The organism is Kitasatospora sp. McL0602 (assembly GCF_052076145.1).
GTDB lineage: Bacteria > Actinomycetota > Actinomycetes > Streptomycetales > Streptomycetaceae > Kitasatospora.
On the sequence record NZ_CP197246.1, the window covers coordinates 7,227,902 to 7,254,333 of the forward strand.

Consider the following 26,432-nt stretch of genomic DNA (forward strand, 5'->3'; position numbering starts at 1 on the left):
CGTGTGCGCCGATGCCCGTGCTCAGCGGGTCCGGGCGGCCCTGGCGTCCAGGTAGCGGGTGAGCAGCCGGTGGATCACCGCCGCGTACAGCCAGCCGACCAGCACGTCGGTGACGAAGTGCTCGCCCCCGTAGACCAGGGTGAAGCCCATCGCCAGCGGGTACGCGGCGAGCAGCACGCGCAGCCGCCGCCCGGCGGTGGGCCAGAGGAAGAAGGCGAGCAGCATCGGGTAGGCGGCGTGCAGCGAGGGCATCGCGGCCACGTCGTTGTCGAAGCGGCTGCCGTTCTCGAAGACCGACCCGGCCCGGTGCAGGCCGCTGTGCTCGAAGACCTCCTGCACGATCCGGCTGACCGCCGGCATGTGCCCGTCCAGCGCGGTGAGCCACGGCGGGTCGGCCGGGTAGAGCACGTACGTGGCGAAGCCCGCGAAGGTGACGGCCAGGTAGAGCGCGAGCAGGCGGTGGAAGCGCTTGTCCTGGCGCTTCCAGAAGACCGCGAGCAGCACGAAGACCACGAAGAAGTGCGACATGTAGACGGTGGTCGCCGCGTAGTCGTACCAGTGCGGATGGCCGGGCTGCCAGAGCCAGTGCTGGAGCCGCACCGTCCAGGTCTGCCCCGCGCCGAGCCACTGGTCCAGGACCAGCTGCGGCCGGTACTTCACCGGCCACGGCGTGTGGGCGCCGTAGCCGCGCAGCAGCGAGTACGTCCAGACGGCGGCCATCACCGGCACCCAGTCCCGCAGCACCCGCAGCCAGCCGCCCCGGTGGCCGCTGTGCACGGCCATCGCGATCAGCGCGCCGATCAGCCAGCAGAAGACGATGTCGTTGGCGTAGGGCAGGCCGTTGGTCTGCAGGTACCAGACCAGGGCGGCGGCGTACGCGGGCCAGGCCAGCAGGCGCAGCCGGGACACGGCGGTGGGTCTGCCGGTCGCGGTGCTGATGTTGGTGGTGGCGGGGGTGGCGGCGGTGCGATGGACCTCGGCCGAGGGTGACAGACGGCTCACGCTGGCGCTTCCTTCGTGGGGCAACGACATTCGGGCCGGGTCACCGTAGCAATGCCGTTCGAGTGGAAGCTGCCCCTCGACATGAGAACTTGCGGCCCGAACCGGAGGAAACCGGATGAAAGGGGCGCAGCTTCACAGGAGCACCACAGCCGTGTCAGGGAAATCTAAGAAAGGCCATGACAAGCGGAGGCCGTGACAAGCCACGGGGCCGACGCGTCGCGCCGGCCCCTCTCAGCTGGAACGTCAGGCGTTGACGCAGGTGTTGCCGAACGCCGGGTTGAGCAGGGCGATCACGTTGATGCTGTTGCCGCACACGTTGATCGGGATGTGGATCGGGATCTGGATGTTGTTGCCCGAGAGGACTCCCGGCGATCCGGTGACGACGGCCTCGGCGGTCGCGTCGGCGCTGGCGGCGCCCGCAGAGCCGAGGACGAGCGCTCCGGCGGCCACAGCGAGCGCGATGGCCTTGCGGATGTCCTTCATGGTCTTCTCCATTCCTGAGGGGGATGGTGCCTGGTCATGCAGCGGTCACCTCGTGCCGGAAGGCACCCGAGGTGACCACGGAGCAAGTTTTGGCTCACGACCCGCCGCGCGGCGCGTCGGCGCACCGAGGTTTCACCCGCCCGGAGGCGTCTGCGGCGCCGATCTTCCGCCATCGGCGCTAAGCGGTAGGCTGAAAGGTGCTATTTGTCGCAGGAGTTCGGGTGTTGACCGCCCCGGGCGCCCGGGATCTTGCAGACTCGGCAGCTCGGGAGTCCGCGGACCAGGGACGGGCTCCGAGCGGACCTGGGCAGACCCGGGCGTGCCGGGATGTGCGGGAGAGAGCGGGGTGGCGGAAGTGTCCCCGTCGAAGAGACCGGTACCGGCCGCGCCGACGGTGATCAGCTCCGGCGCGGGGGAGAAGGGCCTCAAGGGCGGCGCCCTGGGCCTGTTCTCCTCGGTGGCGATCGGGCTGGCCTCCACGGCGCCCGCCTACAGCCTCGCGGCGACGCTCGGCCTGATCGTGGCCGGGGTCGGCCTCCAGGCGCCGATCGTCACCATCCTGGCGTTCATCCCGATGCTGCTGATCGCCTACGCCTACAAGGAGTTGAACGCCTCCGACCCGGACTGCGGCACCACCTTCACCTGGGCGGCGCGCGCGTTCGGCCCACGGACGGGCTGGATGGGCGGCTGGGGCATCATCGTCGCGGACATCATCGTGATGGCCAACCTGGCCCAGATCGCCGGCATCTACGGCTTCCGGCTGGTCGGCCTGGAGTCGCTGGCCGCGAACAGCACCTGGACGACGATCGCCGGGGTGCTGTGGATCGTCGTCATGACCCTCATCTGCTACGTCGGGATCGAGATCTCCGCCGCCCTCCAGCGCTGGCTGCTCTGCATCGAGATCGCGGTGCTCCTGCTGTTCTCCGTGACGGCCCTGGTCAAGGCCTACGGCAGCCACCCGCCGCCCACCGCGATCCACATCACCGGCTCCTGGTTCAACCCCTTCGACGTGCCGTCGGCGAGCGCGCTGACGGCGGGCATCCTCTCCGCCGTCTTCATCTACTGGGGCTGGGACACCGCCGTCTCCGTCAACGAGGAGACCGCTGACAGCGCCCGCACCCCCGGCCGGGCCGCCGTGATGTCCACCGTCCTGCTGCTGGTCATCTACGCCCTGGTCTCGACCTCGGCGCAGAGCTTCGCGGGGGTCGGCACCGACGGCATCGGCCTGGCCAACCCCGACAACTCCGGCGACGTGCTCTCCGGCCTCGGCGGCGCGGTCTTCGGCAGCACCGGGCTCGGCTGGTTCCTCACCAAACTGCTGATCTTCCTGGTGCTGACCTCCTCCGCCGCCTCCACCCAGACCACCATCCTGCCCACCGCCCGCACCTCCTTCTCGATGGCCGTCCACCGGGCCCTGCCCGAGCAGTTCGGCCGGGTGCACCCGCGCCACCAGACCCCGACCTGGTCGACCATCGGGATGGGGATCGCCTCGATCGCCTTCTACGTGCTGCTCACCGCGATCAGCGGCAACGTGCTCACCGACTCGATCGCATCGGTGGGCCTGGGCATTGCGTTCTACTACGGCCTGACGGGCTTCGCCTGCGTCTGGTACTACCGCCGTGTCCTCACCCGCAGCCCGCGCGACTTCCTCTTCAAGGGCCTGCTGCCGCTGCTCGGCGGGCTCAGCCTGCTCTACTTCTTCTGCTACGGCGCCTTCGACGTCTACGCCCAGCCCGACTACGGCGCCACCTCGATCGACCTCCCGGTCTTCGGCCGCACCGGCGGCGTGACCGTGATCGGGCTGGGAGCCCTGCTGCTCGGCGCTGTGCTGATGCTGATCCAGTGGGCGGTGCAGGGCTCCTGGTTCCGTCACCCCGACGTGCCCGTCAGCGCCGCCGACCCGGCGGACGCGCCCTGACGCCTCAGCCCCTCCGGCCGGTCAGGTACGGGACTTCGCGCGGACGTGCATGCGCTCGCCCTGCCGGCCGAAGAGGCTGAGGACTTCCACCGGCCGCCCGTCGGCACTGCCGAACCAGTGCGGCACCCGGGTGTCCCACTCGGCGACCTCGCCGGCACCGAGGACGAAGTCGTGCTCGGCGAGGACGATGCGCAGGCGGCCGTCCAGCACGTACAGCCACTCGTAGCCCTCGTGGGTGCGCAGGGCCGGCTCGGCGCCCCGGTCCGGGATGACCAGCTTGTAGGCCTGGAGCGGGCCCGGAGTCCGCGTCAGCGGCACGAACGTCCCCCCGTTCGGCAGACTGCGAGGGCTCAGCCGCACCCGGGGGTCACCCACCTCGGGTGCGCCGACCAGGTCGTCCAGCGGCACCCGGTAGGCCGAGGCGAGCGGCAGCAGGAGCTCGAGGCTGGGACGGCGCTGCCCGGACTCCAGCCGGGAAAGGGTGCTCTTGGAGATGCCGGTCGACTCCGACAATGCGGCCAGGGTGAGGCCGCGCTTGGTACGCAGCCGCTTCAGCCGGGGGCCGACCTCGTCGAGGACCGTCTGGTGGGGCAGGGATTCGTCCATGGGGGCATTCCACTGCGCCGTCCCGGAAACAGCAACAAGACTTTGCCGGACCTGTGCAGCCGGTCCACGCTCTGAGGCATGAACGCTCCGACGACGGGAGGGGCGGGACCAGAGAAGTGGAGTGACCGGTGAAATCGACAGCAGCAGAACCCGGCCGGAGAACGGCGGACAGCTCGGAGGGCCCACCGTCGGTGCGTTGGGTGCTCGCGGGCCTCGCACTCTCGATGATGCTCTCCTCGCTCGGCACCAGCATCGCCAACGTCGGCCTGCCGACCATGGCGCGGGCCTTCGACGCCTCCTTCCAGGAGGTGCAGTGGATCGTGCTCGCCTACCTCCTCGCGATCACCGCACTGATCGTCAGCGTCGGCAGGCTCGGTGATCTGACCGGCCGTCGGCGGCTGCTGCTGGCCGGGATCTCGCTGTTCACGGCGGCCTCGGTGCTCTGCGGTCTCGCACCGACGCTCTGGCTGCTGATCGCCGCCCGCGCCGCGCAGGGCCTGGGGGCGGCGGTGATGATGTCCCTCACCATGGCGTTCGCCGGTGAGGCGGTGCCGAAGTCGCGGACCGGTAGTGCGATGGGGCTGCTCGGGACGATGTCCGCGATCGGCACCGCTCTCGGCCCCTCGCTCGGCGGGGTGCTGATCTCCGGCTTCGGCTGGCGGGCGCTGTTCCTCGTCAACGCACCACTGGGCGTGCTGACTCTGCTGCTCGCGCACCGCCACCTGCCCGCCGACCGTTCGGGTTCGAGCCCCGGCCGGACTCGCTTCGACCACGTCGGCACCCTGCTGCTCGCGCTGACGCTGGCGGCGTACGCGCTCGCCATGACGCTCGGGCACGGGCGTCTCGGCCCGCTCAACCTCGCCCTGCTGGCCGCGGCCGCCGTCGGGGTCGGCCTCTTCGTCCGGGCGGAGGCGCGGGCGGTGTCGCCGCTGGTGCGACCGGCCATGTTCCGTGATCCGGTGCTGAGTTCGGGCCTTGCGACGAGTGCGCTCGTCTCGACGGTGATGATGGCGACGCTGGTCGTCGGGCCGTTCTACCTCTCCCGGGCACTCGGGCTCGCCCCGGCCGGGGTCGGCCTCGCCCTGTCGGTCGGCCCGGTGGTCGCCGCACTGACCAGCGTCCCGGCGGGCCGGGTCGCGGACCGGTACGGGGTCCACCGGATGGCCGTCGGCGGCCTCGCCGCGATGGCGGCCGGTGCGGCAGGTCTGGCCGTACTGCCGATCGGTCTCGGCCTGGTCGGCTACCTCGGCCCGATCGTCGTCGTCACCGCCGGGTACGCGGTGTTCCAGACCGCCAACAACACGGCCGTCATGGCGGATGTCGGAACGGAGCAGCGCGGCGTGGTCTCCGGCATGCTCAACCTGTCCCGCAATCTCGGCCTCATCACCGGCACGGCGGTCATGGGCGCGGTCTTCGCCTTCGCCTCGGCGACGACGGACATCACCACGGCCCGCCCCGCTGCCGTCGCCACCGGCATGCGGGCCACCTTCGCCCTCGCAGCGCTCCTGGTGGCCGCCGCCCTCACCCTGGCGGCACGTGCCCTCGCCCGCGCGCGCCGCAAGGTCGGGGTGGCTTAGACCGGCCGGGTCAGGGCCTGGTGGGCCCGCGGTAGGGGAGGGTCTGGCTGTAGACGACGCTGGTGGTCGTGCTGCCGAAGCCGGCCAGCTCGTCCATGAGCGTCTCCAGGTGCTCCATGGAGGTCGCGGCCACCTTCAGGGTGTAGCAGTCGTCGCCGGTGGTGCGCAGGCACTCCAGTACTTCGCGCCGTTCGGCGAGCAGGCGGCGCAGCGGTTGGTGGTGGTTCCCCGGGTACTTCAGCCGGACGACCGCCAGGACGGGGTAGCCGACCTTGGACAGGTCGATCACGGCGTGGTAGCCGGAGATGACCCCGGCCGCCTCCAACTGGCGGACGCGTTCGGTGGTGGCCGAGGAGCTGAGGCTGACGCGCCGGCCCAGCTCGCTGAGGGAGATGCGCGCCTCCTGCTGGAGCTGGTCGATGATCGCCCAGTCGACGTCGTCAAGATTCGCGGTCATGACGCGATTCTACCGGCAGAACCACGGTAGGAGGCGGTGAGTACCGGGAGAATGCTGTTCCGGTCTCCTTGATCGCCGGGATAGCCTCAAGGCATGCAACTTGGCGTCAACGTACCGAACTTCGGGCCCGGGACAGATCCCGGCGTGCTGCGCGAGTGGGCGCGGACGGTGGAGGGGCTCGGCTTCGACCTCCTCATGGTGTCGGACCACGTGGTCAACACCCCGGACGTGGCGGAGCGGTACCCGGCGCCGTTCTACGACCCGTTCACCACGCTCTCCTGGCTGGCCGGCCTCACCACGAAGGTGCGGCTGGGCACCACCGTGCTCATCCTGCCGTACCGGCACCCGCTGCTGGTCGCACGGATGGCCGTCAGTCTCAACCGGCTCAGCGGTGGTCGGCTCGTGCTCGGCGTGGGGGTCGGCTGGGCGCGCCAGGAGTACGAGGCGCTCGGCGTGCCGTTCACCGCACGCGGCAGGCTCACCGACGAGTACCTCGCCACCCTGCGGGAGGCCTGGCGCGAGGAGTCGGGTGACCAGGCCGGTTCGATTCCGGTCTGGGTCGGCGGCAACAGCGACGCCGCGATCCGACGCACCCTCAGGTACGGCGACGCCTGGCACCCGCTGCGGGTCACCCTCCCGAGGCTGCGCGCGGCCGTGGTGGATCACGCGCTTCCAGCGCTGGCGCCCCGCATCGCCCTCAGGCTGACCGCCGCACCGATCGACGACCCCGAGCGGGCCCTCGGCACCGGCAGCCTCGAGCAGATCCTCGGCGATCTCGGCCAACTGCGGGCCCTCGGTGCCGAAACCGTCGTACTCGACCCGTACCACGGAGACCCGGAGGAGACCCGTCGGCCGCAAGCGGCCTGGCAGGCGCTCACCGCCGTGGCCACCCACTGGAGGACAACGCCGTGATCACCGCTGCCGACGAGGCTCTGCTGCGACGCGCGATCGAGATCGCCGCCCACGCCGTCACCCTCGGGGATGCACCGTACGGCTCCCTGCTGGTCGGCCCGGACGGCGCGATCCTCGCCGAGGCGCACAACACCGTGCGGCGCGACGACGACATCACCTCCCACCCCGAACTGAAGCTCGCCCGCTGGGCGGCCCGCGAACTCGACGCCGACACCGCCGCCCGCACCACCATGTACACCAGCTGCCAGCCGTGCGGCATGTGCGCGGGCGGCATCCTCCGCTCCGGCCTCGGCCGCGTCGTCCACGCGCTCTCCACCGAGCAACTCGTCGAGCTCAACCCGCAGTCGGGCGCCTGGCCGACGCCCACCCAGGACGGCCCGGCCCTGTTCGCCGAGGCGCGCATCCCGATCGACGAGTACTACCGGCCGTGACCCGGCCACGATGGCCCGTATCGTAACAGTGCTTATATAAGCCCTGTTACGATACGGCCATGGCCGAAGACCCCGCCCCGGACCCCGCCCTCGATCCCACCCGGCAGAGCCTCTGGCGGCCCCTGCGGCTGCTCCAGGCGTCGATGGACGCGGATATCGGCCGGATCTACGCGAATGCGCCGATCCCCGGGCTGAAGCCGAGCTTCGTCATGGAGTTGCTCCGGCTGCACGCCTGCGGGCCGATGAGCATCACCGAGCTGGCCGAGTCGGTCGAGCGGACGCACTCGGCGCTCAGCCAGAAGGTGGCCGCGATGCGCGCGGCCGGCTGGGTCCACACCGTCGCCGGGGATGACGCGCGGAGCAAGAAGGTGGCGCTCACGGACGAGGCCCGCGGCATCGTCGGCCGCCTGGCGGCGGAGTGGCGGGCGACGGAGGCCGCCCTCGCCGACATCGAGGCCGAGATCCCGTACCCGCTGAGCCGGGTCACCGCCGACATCGAGCGGGCCCTGGAGCGCAAGGGCTTCCACGACCGGATCGCCGAGAAGCTGGCGGAGGACCCCGAATGGGGCTGAGGGGTGCGCTGCTGGACGTCGCTCCGCTGCGTTCGTCGCCCGCCTTCCGGCGGCTGTGGATCGGCCAGGGGCTCTCCGGGTTCGGCAGCCAGATGACGCTCGTCGGCGTGATGTTCCAGGTCTGGCAGGAGACGAGGAGCACCGCGTGGACCGGCGCTGTCGGCCTGGCCCAGGCCATTCCCCTCGTCGTGCTCGGGCTGTTCGCCGGATCGCTGGTCGACCGGGTGGACCGGCGGATGTGCTACCTCGTCACGACCGGTGGGCAGGCGGCGTGTTCGCTGCTGCTCGCCCTTCAGGGCTTGCTCGGTGGCCTTCCGACCGTGGGAGTGCTGGCGCTGGTCGCCGCACAGTCCTGCTTCGCGGCCGGCGGCGCTCCGGCCTCCCGCACCTTCATCCCGCACCTGCTGCCCGAACATCAGCTGGCCGCCGGGCTGGTGCTGAGGCGGATCGCCTTTCAGGGCTCCATGCTCCTGGGCCCCGCACTGGGCGGGCTGATCGCGGGCCGGTTCGGCGTCGGCAGCTGCTACCTGATCGATGCGCTCAGCTTCGCCGCCGCGTTCTACGGCGCGTTCGGCCTGCCCCGGCTGAGCCCCGGAGGCGAGCCCGCCCGGCCCGGCCTGCGAGGAGTCGCGGACGGCCTGGCCTTCCTGGTCCGCACCCCCGTCATTCGCGGAGCCCTGCTCACCGACCTGGCCGCCACCGTGCTGTCGATGCCGATCAGCCTGTTCCCCCTGGTCAACGCCGAGCGGTTCGGCGGCGACCCACGCACCCTCGGGCTGTTCCTCACCGCGCTCGCGGTCGGCGGCGTCGCCGCGTCCCTCCTCTCCGGGACGTTTGCCCGGCTTCCCCGCCCCGGGCTGGTCATGCTCGGCGGATCGGCCACCTGGGGAGCGGCCCTCGCCCTGTTCGGCCTGACGCCCAGCCCGTGGGTCGGGCTGGCCCTCCTGGCCCTGGCCGGCGCCGCCGACACCGTTGCCGTGGTGTCCCGGAGCACGATCGTCCTGACCCAGACCCCCGGCGACCTGCTCGGCCGCGTCAGCGCCGCCGAACAGATCGTCGGGCAGGCCGGCCCCGACATCGGCAACATGCGCGGCGGCCTCCTCGCGGACGCCACGTCAGGTGCCGTCGCCCTGGTCACCGGTGGCCTGCTCTGCATCTGCGCCGTCGCCCTGGTGGGAGCCACCACACCAGGCCTGCGCCGATCATCGGCCGTGCCTCCGCAGCTGCGGCAGCAGCAACAGCCTGCCTGAGTCCGACGGTAACCGCAGCCCCTCGCCACCGCACCGGACATGGCGTCAGTCGGGGTCGCCCCACTCTGCCTTCGGTGTATACACCGTGTGTATAGTGACCCGTATGTCACTAGGTCACACCATCCTGGGGCTCCTGGAGTCCCGTCCGAGCCACGGCTACGACCTCAAGCGCGCCTACGACGAGCAGTTCGGCCAGGCCCGCTCGCTGCCCTACGGCCAGGTGTACGCGACGCTCTCCCGGCTGCTGAAGAACGGCCTGGTCGAGGCGTGCGACCCCGAGCAGGGCGAGGGCCCCGAGCGCAAGCGGTACGTGATCACCGAGGCCGGGATCACCGACGTCGCCCGTTGGCTGGCCGAGCCCGAGAGCCCCGCCTCCTACCTGCAGAGCACCCTCTACACCAAGGTGGTGCTGGCCCTGCTGACCGGGCGCCCGGCCCAGGAGGTGCTGGAGACCCAGCGCACCGAACACCTGCGCCACATGCGCGACCTGACCCGCCGCAAGCTGGCCGGCGACCTGGCCGACCAACTGCTCTGCGACCACGCGCTGTTCCACCTGGAGGCCGACCTCCGCTGGCTGGAGCTGACCGCGGCCCGGCTCGACGACCTGGCCAGGAAGGTGCGCACCTGATGTCCACCCCTGCTGCTACCGCCGCCGCCACCGCCTGCAGCGCCGGACCGCTTGCCCAAGGCGCGCTGCTGGCCGCCACCGACATCCGGAAGAGCTTCGGACTCACCCAGGCCCTGAACGGCGCCTCGCTGGAGATCGGCCCCGGCGAGCTGGTCGCCGTACTGGGCAGCTCCGGCTCCGGCAAGTCCACCCTGCTGCACTGCCTGGCCGGCCTGATCCGGCCCGACGCCGGCACCGTCAGCTACCGCGGCCAGGATCTGGCCACCCTCTCCGACGGCGCCCGCAGCGCCCTGCGCCGGGCCGACTTCGGCTTCGTCTTCCAGTTCGGCCAGCTGGTGCCCGAACTCTCCTGCCTGGAGAACACGGCACTCCCGCTGCGGCTGAACGGCATGCGTCGGCGCCCCGCCGAGGAGCGGGCCAGGGAGTGGCTGGAGCGGCTGGACGTGGCCGACCTGGCCGACAAGCGGCCGGGCGAGCTGTCCGGCGGCCAGGGCCAGCGGGCCGCGATCGCCCGCGCGCTGGTCACCGAGCCGGCGGTGATCTTCGCCGACGAGCCGACCGGCGCGCTCGACTCGCTGCGCAGCGAGCAGGTGATGGCGCTGCTCATGGCCGCCGCCCGGGAGTCCGGTGCGGCCGTGCTGCTGGTCACCCACGACATGCGGGTGGCCGCCTACGCGGACCGCGAGATCGTGGTGCGCGACGGGTGCACCCGTGAGCCTGGGGGCAGTCGTGAGCTGGGGGACAACCGATGACCGATCGTCCGCTCTCCCGTCTGGTCACCGACCTGGCGCTCGGCCTGCGACTGGCGTTCACCGGCGGCCGGGACAGCCGGCTGCGCACCGCGCTGACCGCGATAGGCGTCGGCCTCGGTGTGGCGACGCTGCTGCTGGCCGCCTCCTTCCCCACCGTCCGCGAGCACCGTGACGACAAGCTGCGCACCCAGAGCGGCGCGGTGGTCTCCGCCGACATCGCACCGCGCTCCGACCACAGCCTGCTGATCCACAACGCCCGCGGCCGATACCACGGCCAGGACTTCTTCGGCCGGATCGTCCAGCCCGAAGGGCCGAACTCCCCGCTCCCGCCGGGCCTGAGCGCCTACCCGGCCCCCGGCACGATCGCCGTCTCGCCGGCCCTCGCCGAGCTGCTGCGCTCGCCCGGCGCAGCGCTGCTGCGCGAGCGCTACCCCCAGCCGATCACCGGCACGATCGGCCCCGCCGGCCTGGCCGGGCCCGGCGACTACGCCTTCTACCTGGGCAGCGACAAGCTGGCCGACACCGATCCGTCGACGCTGCGGATCGACCACTTCGAGGACGAGCTGCCGCCCAAGCCGACCGACCCGATTCTGCTGCTGCTCACCGTGGCCGGCCTGGTGATCCTGCTCAGCCCGGTGGCCGTGTTCGTCGCCGCCGCAGCCCGATTCGGCAGCGAGGCGCGCGACCGCCGGCTGGCCGCCCTGCGGCTGGCGGGCGCCGACCGCTCCACCACCGCGCGGATCTCGGCCGGCGAGTCGCTGGCCGGCGCGCTGATCGGTCTGGGGCTGGGCACCGTATTCTTCCTGGTCGGCCGTCAGCTGGTGGCGAAGGTGACCATCGCGGGGCTGAGCATCTTCGCCGACGACATCCGACCGCAGCCGGTGCTGGCGGCCCTGGTACTCGTCGCCGTCCCGCTGCTGGCCGTCGCCGTCACCATGCTGACCATGCGCCGGATCGCCGCCGAACCGCTCGGCGTGCTGCGCGGCGCCGAGACCCGGCGACCGGCGACCTGGTGGCGCGTGCTGCTGCCACTGCTCGGCCTCGGCCTGCTCTTCACCCAGCGCGGCAAGCTCGTCTCGCTCGACAGCAACCAGGCCCTGGCCATCCTGATCGTCGGCCTGCTCCTGCTCCTGGTCGGTGCGACCCTGCTGCTGCCGCCGCTGGTCGCGCTGGCCTCCCGCGCGCTGCGCCGGGTCAGCGGGCCGCCGGCCTGGCAACTGGCGCTCGGCCGACTGCGGTTCAGCCCGGAGAGCGCGGCCCGGCCGGTGACCGGCATCGTGGTGACGGTGGCCGGCGCGATCGCCCTGCAGACCCTGCTCGGCTCGCTCGCCGCCGCGCGCAGCCCGGCTCCGGCCGAACTCGCCACCATGGACCGCACACTGCTGTCCGTCAGCTTCGAAGCAGCCGGCGACCGTGCCGGGCAACTCGCCGACCGGCTGCGCCACAGCCCCGGAGTCGCCGACGCAACCGGCTACACCGACATCTACGCCAGCGCGGGCGACCAGTTGTTCACCATCCGGGTGGCCGACTGCGCGACCCTGAAAGCCACGAACCACATCACCGACTGCGCCGACGGTGACGTGTTCACCACCCTGGGCCTGCAGTCCGCCGCGGCCGGCCACAGCCCGCTCGCGGCCGGCGGACAGGTACACCTGGAGTCCTTCGGCCAACCGGAGAGCACCTGGCAGCTGCCGGCCTCCCGCGCCACGGTCGAACGGTCCACGGGCGACGGCCGCCCGCACTACTCCGACACCGTCCTGGCCACACCGTCCGTGCTTCCGGCCGCCCTGCTGCGCTCCCAGAACGCCCGAGTCGAGGTGCACCCGCTGCCCGGCACGCCCGACGCCGAGGACCGGATCCGCACGGACGCGGCGCTGATCAGCGTGGAGAGCAGCGTGCACAACCCCACGAGCGGCCTGCCGGACCCGCAGTTCGTCGGCGTACGCAACGCCCTGACGGCCGGCACGGTGACGATCCTGACCCTGATCGGCGCCAGCATGCTGGTCGGCCTCCTGGAGCAACTGCGCGAGCGCAGGCGCACCCTGGCGATACTCACCGCCTTCGGCACCCGCACCCGCACACTGGCCTGCGCCCTGCTCTGCCAGAGCATCGTCCCGGTCGCCCTCGGCCTCGCGCTCGCCGTGGCCTCCGGCCTGGCGCTCGGCACCGCACTGCTCTTCCTGGCCAAGCTGCCGATCGCCTTCGGCTGGGGCGACATCGCCCTGATGACCGGCGCGGGCGCGGCAGTGGTGCTGCTGATCACGGCCCTGAGCCTGCCGGTGCTCTGGCGCCGGACCAAGCCGGCGGGTCTGCGCTACGAGTAGGAGGTCCGGACGAGCCGGTCCGGCCTGCGTCGCGGTGCACCACCGCTAAATGAAACCGGAATCGCTTGAAGGCCGGACCATTGTGTGAAAGGCGACCGCCAGATGAGTTGTACGTGTCACTGTGTCTGTCTGCGGTGATGGCAACACACTTGGGGAGGCTTGGTGGCTGCCGACGGGGACGCCGAGGGCACGCGGGGGCGGCAGGCTGTGTTCGTCGGCCCGCATCAGTTGCTGCGGCCCTTGGGCGAGGGCGGGATGGGGGAGGTGTACCTCGCCCGCTCGCCGGGTCTGAGGCTGCTCGCGGTGAAGGTCATCCGGCGCGAGTACGCCGAAGACCCGCAGTTCCAGCGTCGATTCCAGCAAGAGGTCGAGGCCGCCAGGCGGGTGACCGGTTTTCATACGCCACCTGTGGTGGATGCGGAGCCGCGCGGCCGTCGGCCCTGGATGGCCACGTCCTACCTACCTGCGCCGACGCTCAGCGAGGTGGTCATGCGGTTCGGCACCCTGGGCGAGGCGGGGGCACGGTCGTTGGGAGCCGCTCTCGCCGAGGCGTTGGCGGCGATCCACGCGGCGGGAGTGGTGCACCGCGACCTCAAGCCGGGCAACGTGCTCATCGCACGGGACGGGCCGCGCGTCATCGACTTCGGGATCAGCCGCGCCTTCGAGGCCACCCACCTGACCCGGACCGGCATGGTGTGCGGCACACCCGGATACATCGCCCCCGAGCGCATCGTCTCCGCCTCCGTGACCTCAGCGGCAGCGGACATGTTCTCGCTCGGCTGCCTGTTGGTGTACGCACTTACCGGCCGCACCCCGTTCGGTGGCGGCGAGCCCGCGCAGATCAACTGGCGGGTCGTGTACGAGGAGCCCGACCTCTCCGGAGTGCCCGCCACGCTGCGCCCCGTGGTGGCCGCGTGCCTGGACAAGGATCCCGCCCGACGACCCACCGCGACGACCGTGTTGGGCGCCCTGGCCCCGGCCGATCCGGCGGCGATGCTGAGCCCGGGGCTGCTCGCCGACCTCGATGCCCGGGAGAGGCAGGCCGATGTCGACCTGGCTGCTCCGCCCGCCGATCCGCCCGCGCTGCCGGTGCGGACGTGGCAGTCGCTCAACCGCCGCAGCCTGTTCGGCCTCGGCGCCGGGCTTGGCGTGGGGGTGGCTGCCGCGATCGGCGTGCCGCTGCTGCTCACCCGTCGGGCACAGGTGGCCGGTGGCGCGGCGACGGTAGGAAAGCCGTTGAGCGCGTGGGGAGTTGAAGCGGGAGCTGCGAGCTCGTCGCCCGTCGCGCCGGCGCCGCTGTGGAGCCATCCGGTCAGTGGTCTGACGCTGGATCACCAGCTGTCCCTTCTCGGGTCCACCCCGGTGTGGTGGACGCAGGGGATGGGCGCGCTCGGCTTCGACGGTTCGACGGGGCGTCAGGTCTGGTCCCAGCAGGACATCCAGTTCTTCCAGGTGCAGAACGACCTGATCTACGGGACGTCCATGGACTTCGGAAGCCTGGTGTGGCTGAACGCCAAGGACGAGGGCCATCGGAGCCCGCTCACCGTGCCCACCGCGCAACGCACCTACGCCGCGATGAGCATGCGGGTGTTCGGTGCGGACAGCCGGACGGTGGTACTCGCCCACCAGACGTCCCTCACCGGCGGCGGAGTCGTCGTCGGGGCCGACCTGGGCAGTGGGAACGTGCTGTGGCAGCACGAGGTCGCCCAGGACATGGCGATGAACACGGCCCGCGACATGGAGTCGCTGCTGAGCGGCTCCGGCAGCTCGATGGGTCTGGTCGCCGACAGCCGCTGCTACTACGAGGTCAGCGGCGCCGTACATGCTGTGGACCTGCGAACCGGCGCGTCCCAATGGCAGGCCACCGGCGTCACCTCCGGAAACACCGGGGTGCCCGCGCGGCTGCTACGCACGGGTGGACTGCTGCTGGTCGTCCACGGCCAGGCGGTCGTCGCCCTGGACCCGGCCACCGGCCAGCAACGCTGGACGTCTCCGTCCGTTCCGCAGGTGGTCTTCGGCTGCGCGCTCGGTACCGGCAAGCTGCTGTTGTCCGGGGCCCTGGGTACCGCCTTCTGCCTGGATGTCACGACCGGCAAGGGGCTGTGGCACACCGTCGTGGAGACGACGACCGATCCGGGGACAGGCATGGACTTCCGGGCACCGTCCGCAGGAGACGGCTTCTTCGGCGTCCCCCTGATGGCCAGACCGTCAGGAGCGGCCGTGCTGGATGCCGCGGACGGCGCGATCCGCTGGGTGGCGCGAGCGGCCTCCGACGAGGGCCAGTGGACCACTGCGGCCGCAGACGGGACGCTCTACTGTGCCTCGGCCACCACACTGCGCGCCTTCCGGGCCGGCGGAGCATGAGCACGCAGACGGTCGGTCCGTACCGCATCCTGCGACGGATCGGTGCAGGGGGCATGGGCGACGTCTACCTGGCCGCCACCGACAGCGGACGCCCCGTCGCGGTGAAGACCGTGCAACACCAGTACGCGGCCGACGCCGAGTTCCGCCGCAGGTTCACCCAGGAGGTGGCGGCGGCCAGGGCGGTCAACGGGGCCTACACCGTGGCGGTGGTGGATGCCGACACCGAAGCGGAACTCCCCTGGCTGGCGACCGAGTTCGTCGCCGGTCCGTCGCTGCACGAAGCCGTCGCACGGCACGGCGCACTCGCCGGGCCCGCGCTGCAGGCGCTGGGGGCGGGGCTGGTGGAGGCACTCGCCGCGATCCATCGCGCCCGGATCATCCACCGGGACCTGAAGCCCTCGAACATCCTGGTCACCCGGGACGGCCCGAGGGTCATCGACTTCGGCATCAGCAAACCGATGGCCGACGTGCTGCCCACCGCGAGCGGCGAGATCATCGGCACACCCGGGTTCATGTCACCCGAACACGCGGCGGGCCAGGATCTCACCCCTGCCAGCGACCTGTTCTCGCTCGGCGCGGTACTGGCGTTCGCGGCAACCGGCCGCGCACCCTTCGGCGACGGACCACCGGCGGTGCTGGTCTACCGCGCGTCCGAGGAACCCCCGGACCTCGACGGAGTACCGCCGGAACTGATGGGACTGCTGGTGCGCTGCCTGGACCGGGACCCGGCCCGGCGGCCCGCCCCGGCCGAACTCGCCGCAGCCTTCCGGTACGGTCCGGCGGTCGGCACCGACTGGATGGGCGGGGCCGAGCTGACCGTACGCCGACGCGAGCGCGAACTGACCCGGGTGCTGAACGATCCGAACGGCACCCGGCGTCGGCTGGTCGTCCTCGGCGGAGCCCTGCTGGCCACGGCTGCTGCGGGCGGTGTCACCCGGGCACTGTGGCCCGGCCCGGCCGGAGGCACGCCCCCGACGGTCTGGTCGGTCACGCCTCCGCGGGCCGGAATGGCCCCTGTCGCCTGTGGACCGGCAGCAGTGGTGTGCGCGGACCGCACGGGCCTGGTCGGCTACGCCCGCACCGACGGTCGGACGCTGTGGAGCAGCACCGCAGAGACCGGAATCCTCCCGGTCGGCGACGGCACCCGGGTATGGACCGTGGACTCCGACGGCTCGGTGCAGGCGCGCGATGCGCGCAGCGGCGGCACGCTCTGGCGTTCGACCGACACCGTTCCCGGCGCGCAGTCCGTCGCACTGCCGATGCCCGGCCTGCTGCTGGTCACCGGGGAGGACGGAGCACCGCGCGCCTACGACGCGGCCACCGGGGGCCAGCTGTGGACCGGAGCCGCGCTCGGTACCTCCTACCGTCTCCAGGGCATGGCCTCGGCCGGACTGCTGGTCGTCATGCTCCTCAACGGCCCGACCGGGACCGCGAACGGCGCGTTCCACTTCGTGGCGCTCGACAGCGGGACCGGGCGGCGGCGCTGGTCGCTCGACGCCCAGGACCTGTACGCGCCGCCGACCGGTACCCGCCTGTACGCCTTGGCGGCGGATCTCGCCCTCCTGGCCGTGGACGGCCGGGACGGGGCCACCCTCTGGAGCCGTCCCACCGGTCTTCCGTCGGCCTCCGCGACCATGCTCTCCGGTGGGTACAACGGTTCGCTCTCGCTCCGCCAAGGAGTGGTCACCTGCCTTCCGGTCGTCTCGACGACGGCCACGGACGGGAGGGTCGCCACGGCGGCCTTCGACACAGTCCAGGGCACCCGACTCTGGAGCGGCTCACACACCGGCTCCATCACCGGGTGCACGGACGCAGGAGGGGTGGTCGTGACCGGCGGGCCGCAGGGCGCCTCCGGTGTCAACCTGCGCACCGGGCGCACCGCATGGACCTGGCGGCCGGCCCAGGGCACCGCCACGGTGCGGGGCGCCGCCGGAAAGCTGGTCCTCGCCACCGTGCCCACCGCCACCGGCGGTATCACCCTGCAGGCGCTCACCGCCGCCGCCGGTACCCCGCAGTGGCACCAGACCTTCGCCCGGCAGCCAGGAGACCCACAGGTCCTCGCCCAGGACTCGGCCCTACTGGTCGGCTACGGGAGCACTCTGACCGCCTACCACCTGCCCAGCAGCTGACACTCTTCGAAGGGTTCACCACGAGATGGCCGACATCGAGGACACCCCGCCCGCAACAGAGCCACTGCCGACCGTCGCGGCAACCCGCTTCCTGCCGGGACAGGCCACTCCGGCCACCCTCCCCGACCCGGCGGACCTGCGCCCGGCCGGTCCCGCCCGGCGGTGGACCTGGCTGCTCGGAGGCATCACGGCCGGCGCGGGCACCGCAGCGCTCGCACTGAGCCTGGTCGCCAACCTCGTCCACCCGGCGACGGCCGCACCGACCGCCACGGCGAGCGTCACGCCGACCGTCTCGGCCGCGCCGTCGTCCTCCGGTCCGGAGAGCCCTGCCACGGCGGCCTACACCACTCTGGTCAAAGGCTGTGCGCTGCTGCGCCCGGAGACGGTCGACCGCTACGCCAAGGGCGCCACCTGCCTCGAGCAGACGACGGTCGGAGGTACGACCATTTCGGGTGGGAACTGGGTGAGCAGGGGCTCCGGCTCGACCGACATGAGGGTCAGCGTCATACTCTCCCCGCTCGCGGAAGGCGTCTACCAGCAGATGCTGACCACTGACCGGACGATGGCCACCACCACCGGCATGAAGATCACTGACGACCGGGTCGTTCCCGGCCTCGGTGACCAGGCGACTCTGCTCTACACCACCGTGAGCGGCTTCGGGCACGTCGATCTCCTGGTGCTCCAGCGCAACGCGCTCATCACCATCCGCTACGACGCTCTCACCAGGTCGGGCTACACCCTGAAAGACGTCCCGGTTGCGACCGCCGAAGCCGCCGCGACCGCCTGCGCTCAGGATGTGTTGGGCACGCTCATCACGACGTGAGCTCGAGGTACAGGGAGTTGGGCGCTCGGCTGCTCGGCTGCCATTGTGACCGGAATCTATAGTTGGCCGCAGAGCTGCTGCTCCGGGCCGGTCGTGACCGACCTGGAATAGCTAGTTGGCCATCCTGGGAGTCCGTAGTTGGCCAGTCCGGCCCTGATTCATCACGCAGAGTCAGTGGCTGGGCCTGCGTGCGCCTGGTCGGCCTGCTGGAGATGGCTGCGGGTGCACTCGTTGAGTGCCTGCCGCAGGCGGGTCCAGAAGGCGTCGTCGGCGGGGTCGTGAATGAGTTCGAGGATGGCCTGCTGCGGCCGATCAGCCTTGTTCAGCGGCAGGGGCCGCTCGGAGGAGAACGGGGGCCTGAAGCAGGGGGCGAGGTCCCATTCGCTGCCGGTGAGCGCTGACCAGATGTGTGCTGACGCGCCGAGATGGAGCGGGCTGCCGGGGTGGACCGGGAGCTCTTCAGGGGGCGGTGGGAGGTGCTCCAGGACGGTCTGCCACTCGTTCGCGCGCAGGTGCCAGAACGAGAAGCTGGTCCTGCGCCGGTGGTAGTCGGTGGGGGCGGGAGTGCGGGAGACATGTCGTGCGAGTGCCTCGAAGGCGTTGGCGAGTGCTGTCCGGCGGGCCTTCTGGCCGCTTTGGTAGGCGGTCGCCGACAGCATGAGGTCGTTCTGGGGGAGCCAGGCGGCGGGGATGCCCAGGAATCTGGTGGCCTTCTCGAAGGACAGGCCGGTGGCGGCTTGGACGAGCTGGACGGAGACCGCGCGGCGGAACCTCCGGTCCTGGCAGGCCCGCAAGGATCTCTGCGCGCCGTGTTCGAACAGGATGTTCACCCAGCTGCCGGGGATGCGCTGGGGGATGTGTTCGGGCAGGTAGCCGCGTTGGGCGACTGCGAGGACAGGGGCCGCGGGCGGCTCGGGATACTGCTTTCGGGGAGGCTGGCGGAGGTGGTCGGTGACCAGCAGGACGTCCTGGCGGACCGCGTTCGAGCACCGGGTCGGCAGGCGGGTCCAGGTCGTGCCCCACTGCCGGTCACTGCGAGGGCCGGCTGTCCGCAGCAGGTGGTCGAGGTCCTGCCGGACGACGGCGCGGGGCTGGTCCAGGATGGCGTCGGCGATGGCCAGCAGTGCTGCGGTCGCCTCGGCGTCGGCCGGCAGTTCGTCGCATCGGGTGGCGCCCTCGGCGGTGTCGGGAGGGTTCAGCAGCTGGTCCAGGCCCGGCGGGAGATCAACGGGCGAGCGGACGGCGGCGAGGGGCCAGGTTCCGGCGGCGATCGCGGCCATGATCTGCAAGTCGCCGATCGCATCGGGCCGGGCGGGGCCGCCTTCCGGCGTGGTGAAGCCGAGGATCTTGCGCTGCAACGCGGCGAGAGGGCCGGTGAGCGGGCGAGAGGTGACGGTGTCCAGGCGCCTGCCGCAGACGGCGATGGCCCCGTCGCGGTCCAGGCCCGCCCGGCACTGGGCCGGGTGCATGCCGGGTGTTCCCAGGGCGGGCAGCAGGCGCTGCGTGTTCGACCAGCGGCCCGCGCCGAAGGCGTGCTGCCCGCAGTCGGGGCAGAGGTGCTCCAGAAGGACCTGGTGGTCGAGCAGGCGAAGACCGTCGCGAGCCGCCAGTGGAGCTTCCAGGGCCCGCCGTGGCGCTGCTGGACCTGGCTGCCGTCGCCCGCCAGGCAGCGCGGGCAGTAGCGGCTTGAGGCCAGCCAGAGCCCCGGCCTGACGGTCGTGACGGGACGCCGGACGGCGCCGGGGCGGGCGAGTGCCTCGCCGACGGCCGGGTGGCGGCCGGCGAACTTCGCCAGGGTCAGTGCCTGCGCTTCCTCGGTACTCAGGCGGGTGAGGCGGGCGAATGCCTCCAGCGGGCCGGGCTCCAGCACCAGCAGGTGCCTGGTCGGCGCCCCGTTCGAGGAGACGACGCCGAGGCCGGTCAGCCGGGCCTTGCGCAGCAGCCGGCCCGGGACCAGGTCCAGGCGGTGGGAGAGCCGAAGGACGAAGCCGGGCAGGCTCTCGTCGGGCAGCGGGTGTCGGCGTACCCGTCAGAGTGGCTCTGGCAAGATTTTCGTAGCCGGAGATCGTTTCGTCTTGGCGGCGGGCAGCCTGTGATGGTGTTCCGTTGAACTTGCGGCGTTGTTGCCGCACTTGGCCGGGGTGTCGGTGGTCTCGGTCGATACTTCTGGTCCCGTCGTGCTGGTCCAGGCCCGTACCCGGTCCCGGAACCCGGTGCCGTGTACGGGATGCGGGGCGGTGAGCGAGTGGGTTCACAGCCGGTACGTGCGACACCTGGCCGACACGACGGTCGGCGGTAGGCCGGTTCGGATCGACTTGGGCGTGCGGCGTCTGTACTGCCAGAACCCGGCCTGCTCGAAGGTGACCTTCGCCGAGCAGGTGCCGGGGCTGACGATGCGCTACCAGCGGCGGACCCCGCTGCTGCAGGAGCTGGTCGAGGCGGTCGGCGTGGTGCTGGCCGGCCGGGGCGGGGCCCGGATGCTGAGCATCCTGGGCATCGCACTCTCGCGGTCCGCCGTGCTCTCCCAGCTGATGCGGGTGCCGCTGCCACCGCTGGTCACGCCTCGGGTGCTGGGGGTGGACGACTTCGCGCTCTACGGCGACACCTACGGCACCCTCCTGGTCGACGCAACGACACGGCTCCCGCTGACGCTCTGGGAGGGCAGGGACGCCGAACAGCTGAGCCGGTGGCTGCGCGAGCATCCCGGTGTCGAGGTCGCCTGCCGGGACGGATCGCTAACCTACCGGCAGGGAATCGCCGCCGGCGCCCCCGACGCGGTCCAGGTCAGCGACCGTTTCCATCTCTGGCAGGGCCTGTCCCGGCGCGTCCAGGACATCGCCGCCGCTCACCGCGGCTGCCTGACCGCCGCGCTGCCCGCGCCTGATTCCGCCGGGCCGGAGCCCACTGGAACGGGGGAGGTCGGTGCTGGGGAGGTGGACGGTCCGGCCGTGCAACACGCGCGGCGGCTGTTCGAAGCCGTGCAGGCACTCGCCGGCACCGGTCGCTCCCACAGCTCCGTGGCCCGTGAGCTCGGTCTGGACCGCCGCACGGTGCGCAAGTACGTCCGGGCCCGTACCTGGCAGGAGATCATTCGGCGGGCTCCCCGGCGCCCGTCCACTCTTGACCCCTACCTTGACTACCTGCAGCAACGCTGGGACGAGGGCGAGCGCAACGCGGTGATCCTTCATCAGGAACTCGTGGGCAAGGGCTACCTGGGCCACTACCAGCGCGTGAAGATGGCCCTCGCACCCCTCAGGCGCGGCCTGCCCCTGGACGAGCCCCGCGAACGACCGCCTTCCCCACGCGAAGCCGCGCGCTGGATCATCACCGGTCCCGACCGGCACGGCCTCCAGACCGCCGAACGTCTGCATCGACTGCTCGAACACTGCCCGGAACTCCGGCTCACCCACGGCCTGGTCCGCGAGTTCGCCGCCATGCTCGACACCCGCGATGCCACACCACTGCCGGACTGGCTCGAGCGACTTGCCAGTAGCGGGCTGGCGCCCCTCACCGGCATCGCCGCAGCCCTACGCGAAGACCAGCACGCCGTTGCCCAAGGCATCACCACCCCACACAACTCCGGGGTCAACGAGGGTCGGATCACCGACGTGAAGCTCCAGAAACGCATGATGGGAGGCCGCGCGGGCGTCCCACTGCTCCGACATCGGGTCGTCCTGCTCGCCCGCCTACGCCGCCGGTACGCGACCCGACCTGCTAATGACCCTGGATGATCTCCAGCTACGAAAATCTCGCCAGAGCCACCTCCAGCCGTACGCCGACAGCGGGACGAGACTGCGCGGCAGCACGTCCGGCCAGTCGTCACCGGCCGCCATCAGGCCCCCGCTCCGGCTGCGGCCGGGCCCGCGTCGTCGAAGACGGTGTTGCGCGGGCGCCATTGGCTCTTCTTGCGGCCGGCGGGAGCGGGTTGGTGGTCGAGGCCGTCGATGGCGGGAATCTCACCGGCGCCCGGGTCGCGGGTGGGGTCGTCGAGGCTGAGGACGATCTCGTCCAGCAGGGACTCGTCGATCCGTTCGTGGCCGCTGTCGATGGCTTCCTGGGCGCCGTCCTCGATGAGGCGGGCGAGCAGGCCGACGACGCCGCCGGTGCGGCGCATCAGGTATTCGGGCATGGAGCCGGTGGTGAGCATGCCGGGCTCGGCTCGGAAGAGGCGAAGGCCGTCCTCGATGCCGACGAGGTGGTCCTGGAACGCCTGGATCTGCTGGGGGGTGGTGTAGCGGAAGCGGTCGAGGTCGACCAGGTCGAAGCGGTGCTCGGTCTGGGTGGGCTCCCGGCCGAAGCTGCGGGCGCGGGTCGCGGGCGGCATCACCCACTGCCGGTGCTCGGCGTCCCAGCTGGCCTCCCGCAGCGGGCCGGAGCCCGGGATGTCGACGCCGACCAGGATCAGGGTGACGTTCATGCTCATGAACGCCCGGATGAGGTCGAGGACGTCCTGGTCGTCGAGGCGGTGCATGCGCAGGCGGGTGATGTCGTCCAGGACCAGGGCCCGCACTCCGTGGTCGTCCAGCGAGTCGGCGACCGTCTTGACGAGCTGCGGCAGCGTCAGGCCCTTGGTGGGGGCGCCGAAGAAGTTCAGGATCGCTTCGCAGGTGCTCTTCGGTTTCGCGGTGACGGGGGTCTGGACATGGGCGACGGGGGCGTGCAGGTCCCGGCTGCCGGGCCGGGCGCTGGGGTTGACGCGGTCGTGCAGGGCCAGCCACTGGTCCTCGAACGCGGCGGTGACCTCGCAGATCGTCTCGGTCTTGCCGTGATAGCCCAGGCCGTTGACCATCACCCCGGACAGGGTCGGGGAGGTCTGCTTCCAGGTGTTGTTGTTGATCCTGCGGTTGACCAGGCGCGAGACCTTCAGTGCCATCGGCGTCTCCTGCAAGGGCAGGTTCACGTGGGTCGCGGTGCGGTGCATGTCGTGAAACGCCCTGTCGGCGGGGCTCATCGTGCGCCACTGGTCGATCGTGATCCTCGGTGCGGGCACGAAGTCGCGCCGGGTGGTGCGGAAGTGCTGCCAGCCCGGGAAGGTGTCCCGCCTGGGAGGCTTGCGCATCAGCCTGGCCAGCACCTCGACCGAGCTGAGAGGCTCGCTCACGCGTTCTCCTCCCGGTTCGTCCCGGCGTCGGTTTCCTCGTCCGGCAGCAGGAACAGGTTCCGCCGCCGCAGGCCCTCGCCGAGGCGGGGCGGCGGCGTGGGCCGCCCGGTGACGGCGGCCTCGCGCCGGCGGCGTCGCTCGGCGTCCACCGCGTCCCGGACGCCTTCCGCCTGCCGGGGCCAGGCGACCACCTTCGCCTCCTCGACCGGTGCGGATGCGGGAGGGCGGGGCCGGTCGGCGACGGCTTGCGCGGCCTGCGCGGCCTGACGCGAGCGTGCGGTCTTCTCCCGCTTCGGCATCTGTGAGGGCCACTGGGAGACGGGGATCACGGAGCCGAGGATGTCCAGCAGCACCGGCAGCAGCTCGGCGTCCGTGCGCGGGGCGAGCCCGCGGCGGCGGACCTCGGCGAGCAGAGCCTGGGCGTTGACGTCGGAGAACGCCGGAACCTCGCCCTCGGGCGGCAGCCCGTTCCAGCGCAGGGTGTGCCAGTCGTCGGGGCGGTCAGGATCTTGGAAGAACACCTGGCGCCGGTCCCTTCGGTCACTGCGGACCACCCACTCGCCCTTGTGCTGCCCGCCGCGGGAGGAACGGCCGCGGAATCGTTCCTCCTCCAGCACCGGGTGGTGGTAGTAGAGCCCGAGGATCTTCACTCCCCGGGCCGGGTGGATCTTGACGTGGTGGCTCCGCAGCAGCTTGTAGTAGAGCTCGGGGGAGGGGATCTCCAGGTCGAGGCCGCCCTGCGTGGCGGCGGCCGCGAACAGCGAGTTCGGGCTGTGCTTCTCTCCCGGTGCCCAGGCCGGCGCGTACTCGCCCAGCTCGCGCCGCTGCCAGACCCTCACGACCCAGGTCGCGACGAGGTGCTCCATCTGCTCGATCGTCAGCACCGCGTCCGCTTCCGGGTCCTCGCCGCGGTCGGCGACGTCCGTGCCGGTGAAGCCGAGCAGGTGCTCCAGCAGCAGGGTCTTGACGGAGGAGAACGCCCGCTCGACGGCGAACTTGTCGTGCGCCCGCAGGGTGCGGGCGGGCAGGATCGAGCAACCGATCGCCCGCTCAGCCGCGACGATCTCGTGGCTCTTGTAGGGGCCGCCGTGGTCGGTGGTGACCGTCTCCGGGGCGAAGAACGGCAGGGCCGCGACCTTGTGCCCGGCGAACTGGGCGACCAGCGTGGCCGGGGCGCCGGGGTAGGGCCACTCCATGTCCTCGCCCCAGCCCGCGCGCATCGGCAGCGGCATCATCACGTCCCGCAGCAGCATCGCGATGTCCACCGACGTGTCCGACACCAGGGTGAGGCGAAACGCCACGATCGAGTGGGTGTAGAGGTCCAGCGCCAGCGACAGCACCACGGACACCGGCTCGCCGAAGACGTGCTCGCGGACCTTCACCGGCAGCGGTGTCGAGTCCAGCGCGACGACCTGGCCGGGCCGGTGGACCACCAGGCGCCGCCCGGCCTCGGCGATCTCGGCAGTGCGGACGTAGCGCTGGCGGGAGCCGTCCGGGCCGAACCACTCCCGCCAGACCGCCGCCAGCGTCTTGCCGCACGGCACCTTCTCGGCCGGGAAGTCCGGGAACACCTCGTGGACGCACTGGTGCAGCAGCCGGTGCCGGGCCGCCATGGTCATCCGCGAGCGGCGCAGGAACTCCTCGCGGACCGCGAAGATCCCCTCCCGGATCTCCGCCGTGACGCTGGGTCGGCCGCCGCCCTCGCGCAGCCAGCGGCCGTCCGCGCAGGCCAGCACCAGGTCCTCCCCGTCGCGGACGGCCAGGCGCCGCAGCGTGCGCTCGCTCATGAACCGCAGCCCCAGCGTTTCCGCTTCGAGCGCCGGCATCGCCTTCAGTTCGGCGGCCTTGGCCCGGCGCCGCTCGGTGACGGTGGTCGTCCGCGGATCGAAGCCCGGCCGGGGCTCTCCGGGCAGGGCCCGCTCGGGATGCCCGGCCCGGAACCCGGTCTCGGTCTCCAGCACGTGCTCGGCCCGGATCCGGGCCCGCCGCAGTTGCTCGGGCGTCAGGTCGGAGCCCACCGTGCCCCGCCGGTCCCGGGACGGCCGCCCGGCGCCGCCTTCCGGTGCGAGCGGACGGACGTCGGTGCGGGCGGCCAGCCACCGAAGCGACCGTCGGCTGAGCGTTCCGTCGGCGTCCTTCAGGGTCACCCGGCCAAGGTGCGGCTCCAGCTCCTCGACGGTGAAGCGGACGCCGCCGAGCTCCAGAGCGACCCCGGGCGCCAGCACCAGGACGCCGCGGCTCACGACCGCCGCCCGGCCGGCCAGACCAGGGAACGGTCACCGAGCGGAGATGCCAGGTCCAGGCCGAGCCGGCGGTGCCAGAGCAGATGGACCGCCTCGGTCCGCGCCAGCTCCGGCCAAGCAGTGGCCTGTACCAGTTCCCCGAACGGCAACGGCCCCTTCCCGGCGGCCGCCAGGAGCTCGGCGCGCAGGCCGAGAGGGTCCTTGCGCGGGCGCCGCCGGGCCGACAATGCGTCCAGCACTCCCTGGACGTGCGGGTGCCAGCCGGTGACCACGGTGTAGCGCCAGCCCGCAGCCGCGGCGGCCTCCCGAGTCGCGGCGAACTTCAGCACGTCGTCGTCGCGGACCAAGTCGGCCGGGCGGACGTCGAACAGCCAGATGCCGTCCGGCATCAGCGCCAGGAAGTCCGGGACGTGGGCCGAGCGGCCGCCGCTGTGCTCGAAATCCAGGCGGAACGGCTGCGGCAGCACCTCCCGGACCCGCACGAAGTCCAAGGCCCGCAGCAGCTCGCGCTCCTCCAACGACTCAAAACCGTGCTGCCGGCCGGTGGAGACCATGAACTCCAACCCCGGCCGGTGCCGCTGCCGGGCCCGCCAGGTGAACCGGCGGCAAGGCTGCGAATCCAGCACCGGCACCGAGCCCAGGTCCCTGACCGGCCAGACGACCGAGCTGCCGTCGAACAGCCAGGTCGTCGCCCAGCGCCGGGGCCAGTCCTCGCCCAGCAGCAGCCGGGCGCGGTGGTCGTCACCGAGGGTGAAGCCTTCGGCCAGCGCGGTGAGATCGCACTGGTCCGAACGAATGCCGGGCCCGGTCCACACGCTCATGCGACAAGCCCAGCATCCCCGCTGACATGAGCTGGCCGA

22 protein-coding genes and 1 pseudogene are annotated in these 26,432 nt (G+C 71.8%); 14 read left to right on the top strand and 9 right to left on the bottom strand.

Translation table 11 applies throughout. From position 1 onward, the window contains the following. Nucleotides 1-21 precede the first annotated feature (21 nt). The gene (locus tag ACR68M_RS32630; RefSeq protein WP_441247753.1) at nt 22-1,002 is read right to left on the bottom strand and encodes a phosphatase PAP2 family protein; all 981 of its coding nucleotides are present in this window, start codon (nt 1,000-1,002) and stop codon (nt 22-24) included. Between the two features lie 243 nt (nt 1,003-1,245). Continuing rightward, a complete protein-coding gene (locus tag ACR68M_RS32635; protein WP_441251781.1) occupies nt 1,246-1,485 on the bottom strand; it encodes a chaplin in 240 nt (79 codons plus the stop codon). A 346-nt stretch (nt 1,486-1,831) separates the two neighbouring features. On the opposite strand from ACR68M_RS32635, the gene ACR68M_RS32640 reads away from it, so the two are divergent. After that, nucleotides 1,832-3,403 (top strand): APC family permease, encoded by a 1,572-nt coding sequence (locus ACR68M_RS32640; RefSeq protein ID WP_441247754.1) that lies wholly within the window; start codon nt 1,832-1,834, stop codon nt 3,401-3,403. Between the two features lie 21 nt (nt 3,404-3,424). On the opposite strand, the gene ACR68M_RS32645 is transcribed toward ACR68M_RS32640, so the two are convergent. Then, complete coding sequence (locus ACR68M_RS32645) at nt 3,425-4,009, bottom strand: helix-turn-helix domain-containing protein (RefSeq protein ID WP_441247755.1); 585 nt, start codon at nt 4,007-4,009, stop codon at nt 3,425-3,427. A gap of 191 nt (nt 4,010-4,200) precedes the next feature. Here ACR68M_RS32645 and ACR68M_RS32650 point away from each other — a divergent pair, with 191 nt between their 5' ends. After that, nucleotides 4,201-5,586 (top strand): MFS transporter, encoded by a 1,386-nt coding sequence (locus ACR68M_RS32650; protein WP_441247756.1) that lies wholly within the window; start codon nt 4,201-4,203, stop codon nt 5,584-5,586. A 10-nt stretch (nt 5,587-5,596) separates the two neighbouring features. On the opposite strand, the gene ACR68M_RS32655 is transcribed toward ACR68M_RS32650, so the two are convergent. After that, a complete protein-coding gene (locus ACR68M_RS32655) occupies nt 5,597-6,043 on the bottom strand; it encodes an Lrp/AsnC family transcriptional regulator (protein ID WP_441247757.1) in 447 nt (148 codons plus the stop codon). Between the two features lie 93 nt (nt 6,044-6,136). On the opposite strand from ACR68M_RS32655, the gene ACR68M_RS32660 reads away from it, so the two are divergent. The 10 genes from ACR68M_RS32660 (at nt 6,137) to ACR68M_RS32705 (ending at nt 18,228) form a co-directional block, all read left to right on the top strand. After that, nucleotides 6,137-6,955, top strand: coding sequence for an LLM class flavin-dependent oxidoreductase (locus ACR68M_RS32660; protein WP_441247758.1), 819 nt, complete (start codon nt 6,137-6,139; stop codon nt 6,953-6,955). Then, nucleotides 6,952-7,386, top strand: a complete 435-nt coding sequence (locus tag ACR68M_RS32665; protein WP_441247759.1) for a nucleoside deaminase — start codon at nt 6,952-6,954, stop codon at nt 7,384-7,386. The genes ACR68M_RS32660 and ACR68M_RS32665 overlap by 4 nt, the downstream gene beginning before the upstream one ends. Nucleotides 7,387-7,445: 59 nt before the next feature. After that, nucleotides 7,446-7,958 (top strand): MarR family winged helix-turn-helix transcriptional regulator, encoded by a 513-nt coding sequence (locus ACR68M_RS32670; RefSeq protein ID WP_441247760.1) that lies wholly within the window; start codon nt 7,446-7,448, stop codon nt 7,956-7,958. Then, entirely contained in the window at nt 7,949-9,208 is a 1,260-nt protein-coding gene (locus ACR68M_RS32675; RefSeq protein WP_441247761.1) for an MFS transporter, read from the top strand. Before ACR68M_RS32670 ends, ACR68M_RS32675 begins: the two co-directional genes overlap by 10 nt. A 103-nt stretch (nt 9,209-9,311) precedes the next feature. Further along, complete coding sequence (locus ACR68M_RS32680) at nt 9,312-9,836, top strand: PadR family transcriptional regulator (protein ID WP_441247762.1); 525 nt, start codon at nt 9,312-9,314, stop codon at nt 9,834-9,836. Beyond that, nucleotides 9,836-10,588, top strand: coding sequence for an ABC transporter ATP-binding protein (locus tag ACR68M_RS32685; protein ID WP_441247763.1), 753 nt, complete (start codon nt 9,836-9,838; stop codon nt 10,586-10,588). The genes ACR68M_RS32680 and ACR68M_RS32685 overlap by 1 nt, the downstream gene beginning before the upstream one ends. Further along, nucleotides 10,585-12,912, top strand: a complete 2,328-nt coding sequence (locus ACR68M_RS32690; protein ID WP_441247764.1) for an FtsX-like permease family protein — start codon at nt 10,585-10,587, stop codon at nt 12,910-12,912. Before ACR68M_RS32685 ends, ACR68M_RS32690 begins: the two co-directional genes overlap by 4 nt. Nucleotides 12,913-13,074: 162 nt before the next feature. After that, nucleotides 13,075-15,276, top strand: coding sequence for a protein kinase domain-containing protein (locus tag ACR68M_RS32695; RefSeq protein WP_441247765.1), 2,202 nt, complete (start codon nt 13,075-13,077; stop codon nt 15,274-15,276). Next, the gene (locus ACR68M_RS32700; protein WP_441247766.1) at nt 15,273-17,405 is read left to right on the top strand and encodes a protein kinase domain-containing protein; all 2,133 of its coding nucleotides are present in this window, start codon (nt 15,273-15,275) and stop codon (nt 17,403-17,405) included. Before ACR68M_RS32695 ends, ACR68M_RS32700 begins: the two co-directional genes overlap by 4 nt. Nucleotides 17,406-17,430: 25 nt before the next feature. Beyond that, a complete protein-coding gene (locus tag ACR68M_RS32705; protein ID WP_441247767.1) occupies nt 17,431-18,228 on the top strand; it encodes a hypothetical protein in 798 nt (265 codons plus the stop codon). Nucleotides 18,229-18,389: 161 nt separating this feature from the next. Here the strand turns inward: ACR68M_RS32705 and ACR68M_RS32710 are convergent, their stop codons facing one another. Then, a complete protein-coding gene (locus ACR68M_RS32710) occupies nt 18,390-19,697 on the bottom strand; it encodes a hypothetical protein (protein ID WP_441247768.1) in 1,308 nt (435 codons plus the stop codon). Between the two features lie 63 nt (nt 19,698-19,760). On the opposite strand from ACR68M_RS32710, the gene ACR68M_RS32715 reads away from it, so the two are divergent. After that, a complete protein-coding gene (locus ACR68M_RS32715; protein ID WP_441247769.1) occupies nt 19,761-19,910 on the top strand; it encodes a hypothetical protein in 150 nt (49 codons plus the stop codon). Here the strand turns inward: ACR68M_RS32715 and ACR68M_RS32720 are convergent. Beyond that, nucleotides 19,868-20,239 (bottom strand): annotated as a pseudogene (locus tag ACR68M_RS32720) (TniQ family protein); the annotation flags it as partial. The gene ACR68M_RS32715 and the pseudogene ACR68M_RS32720 overlap by 43 nt on opposite strands. A gap of 226 nt (nt 20,240-20,465) precedes the next feature. Between ACR68M_RS32720 and ACR68M_RS32725 the strand changes: the two are divergent. Further along, nucleotides 20,466-21,959, top strand: coding sequence for an ISL3 family transposase (locus tag ACR68M_RS32725; protein WP_441247770.1), 1,494 nt, complete (start codon nt 20,466-20,468; stop codon nt 21,957-21,959). A gap of 101 nt (nt 21,960-22,060) precedes the next feature. On the opposite strand, the gene ACR68M_RS32730 is transcribed toward ACR68M_RS32725, so the two are convergent. From ACR68M_RS32730 to ACR68M_RS32740, 3 genes are read right to left on the bottom strand one after another with little or no spacing between them, the layout of a single operon-like run. Next, on the bottom strand, nt 22,061-23,329 hold the full coding sequence (locus ACR68M_RS32730; RefSeq protein ID WP_441247771.1) for an AAA family ATPase: 1,269 nt from the start codon (nt 23,327-23,329) through the stop codon (nt 22,061-22,063). Then, the gene (locus ACR68M_RS32735; protein ID WP_441247772.1) at nt 23,326-25,572 is read right to left on the bottom strand and encodes a transposase; all 2,247 of its coding nucleotides are present in this window, start codon (nt 25,570-25,572) and stop codon (nt 23,326-23,328) included. The genes ACR68M_RS32730 and ACR68M_RS32735 overlap by 4 nt, the downstream gene beginning before the upstream one ends. Continuing rightward, a complete protein-coding gene (locus tag ACR68M_RS32740; RefSeq protein WP_441247773.1) occupies nt 25,569-26,393 on the bottom strand; it encodes a TnsA-like heteromeric transposase endonuclease subunit in 825 nt (274 codons plus the stop codon). Before ACR68M_RS32740 ends, ACR68M_RS32735 begins: the two co-directional genes overlap by 4 nt. Nucleotides 26,394-26,432: the final 39 nt, after the last annotated feature.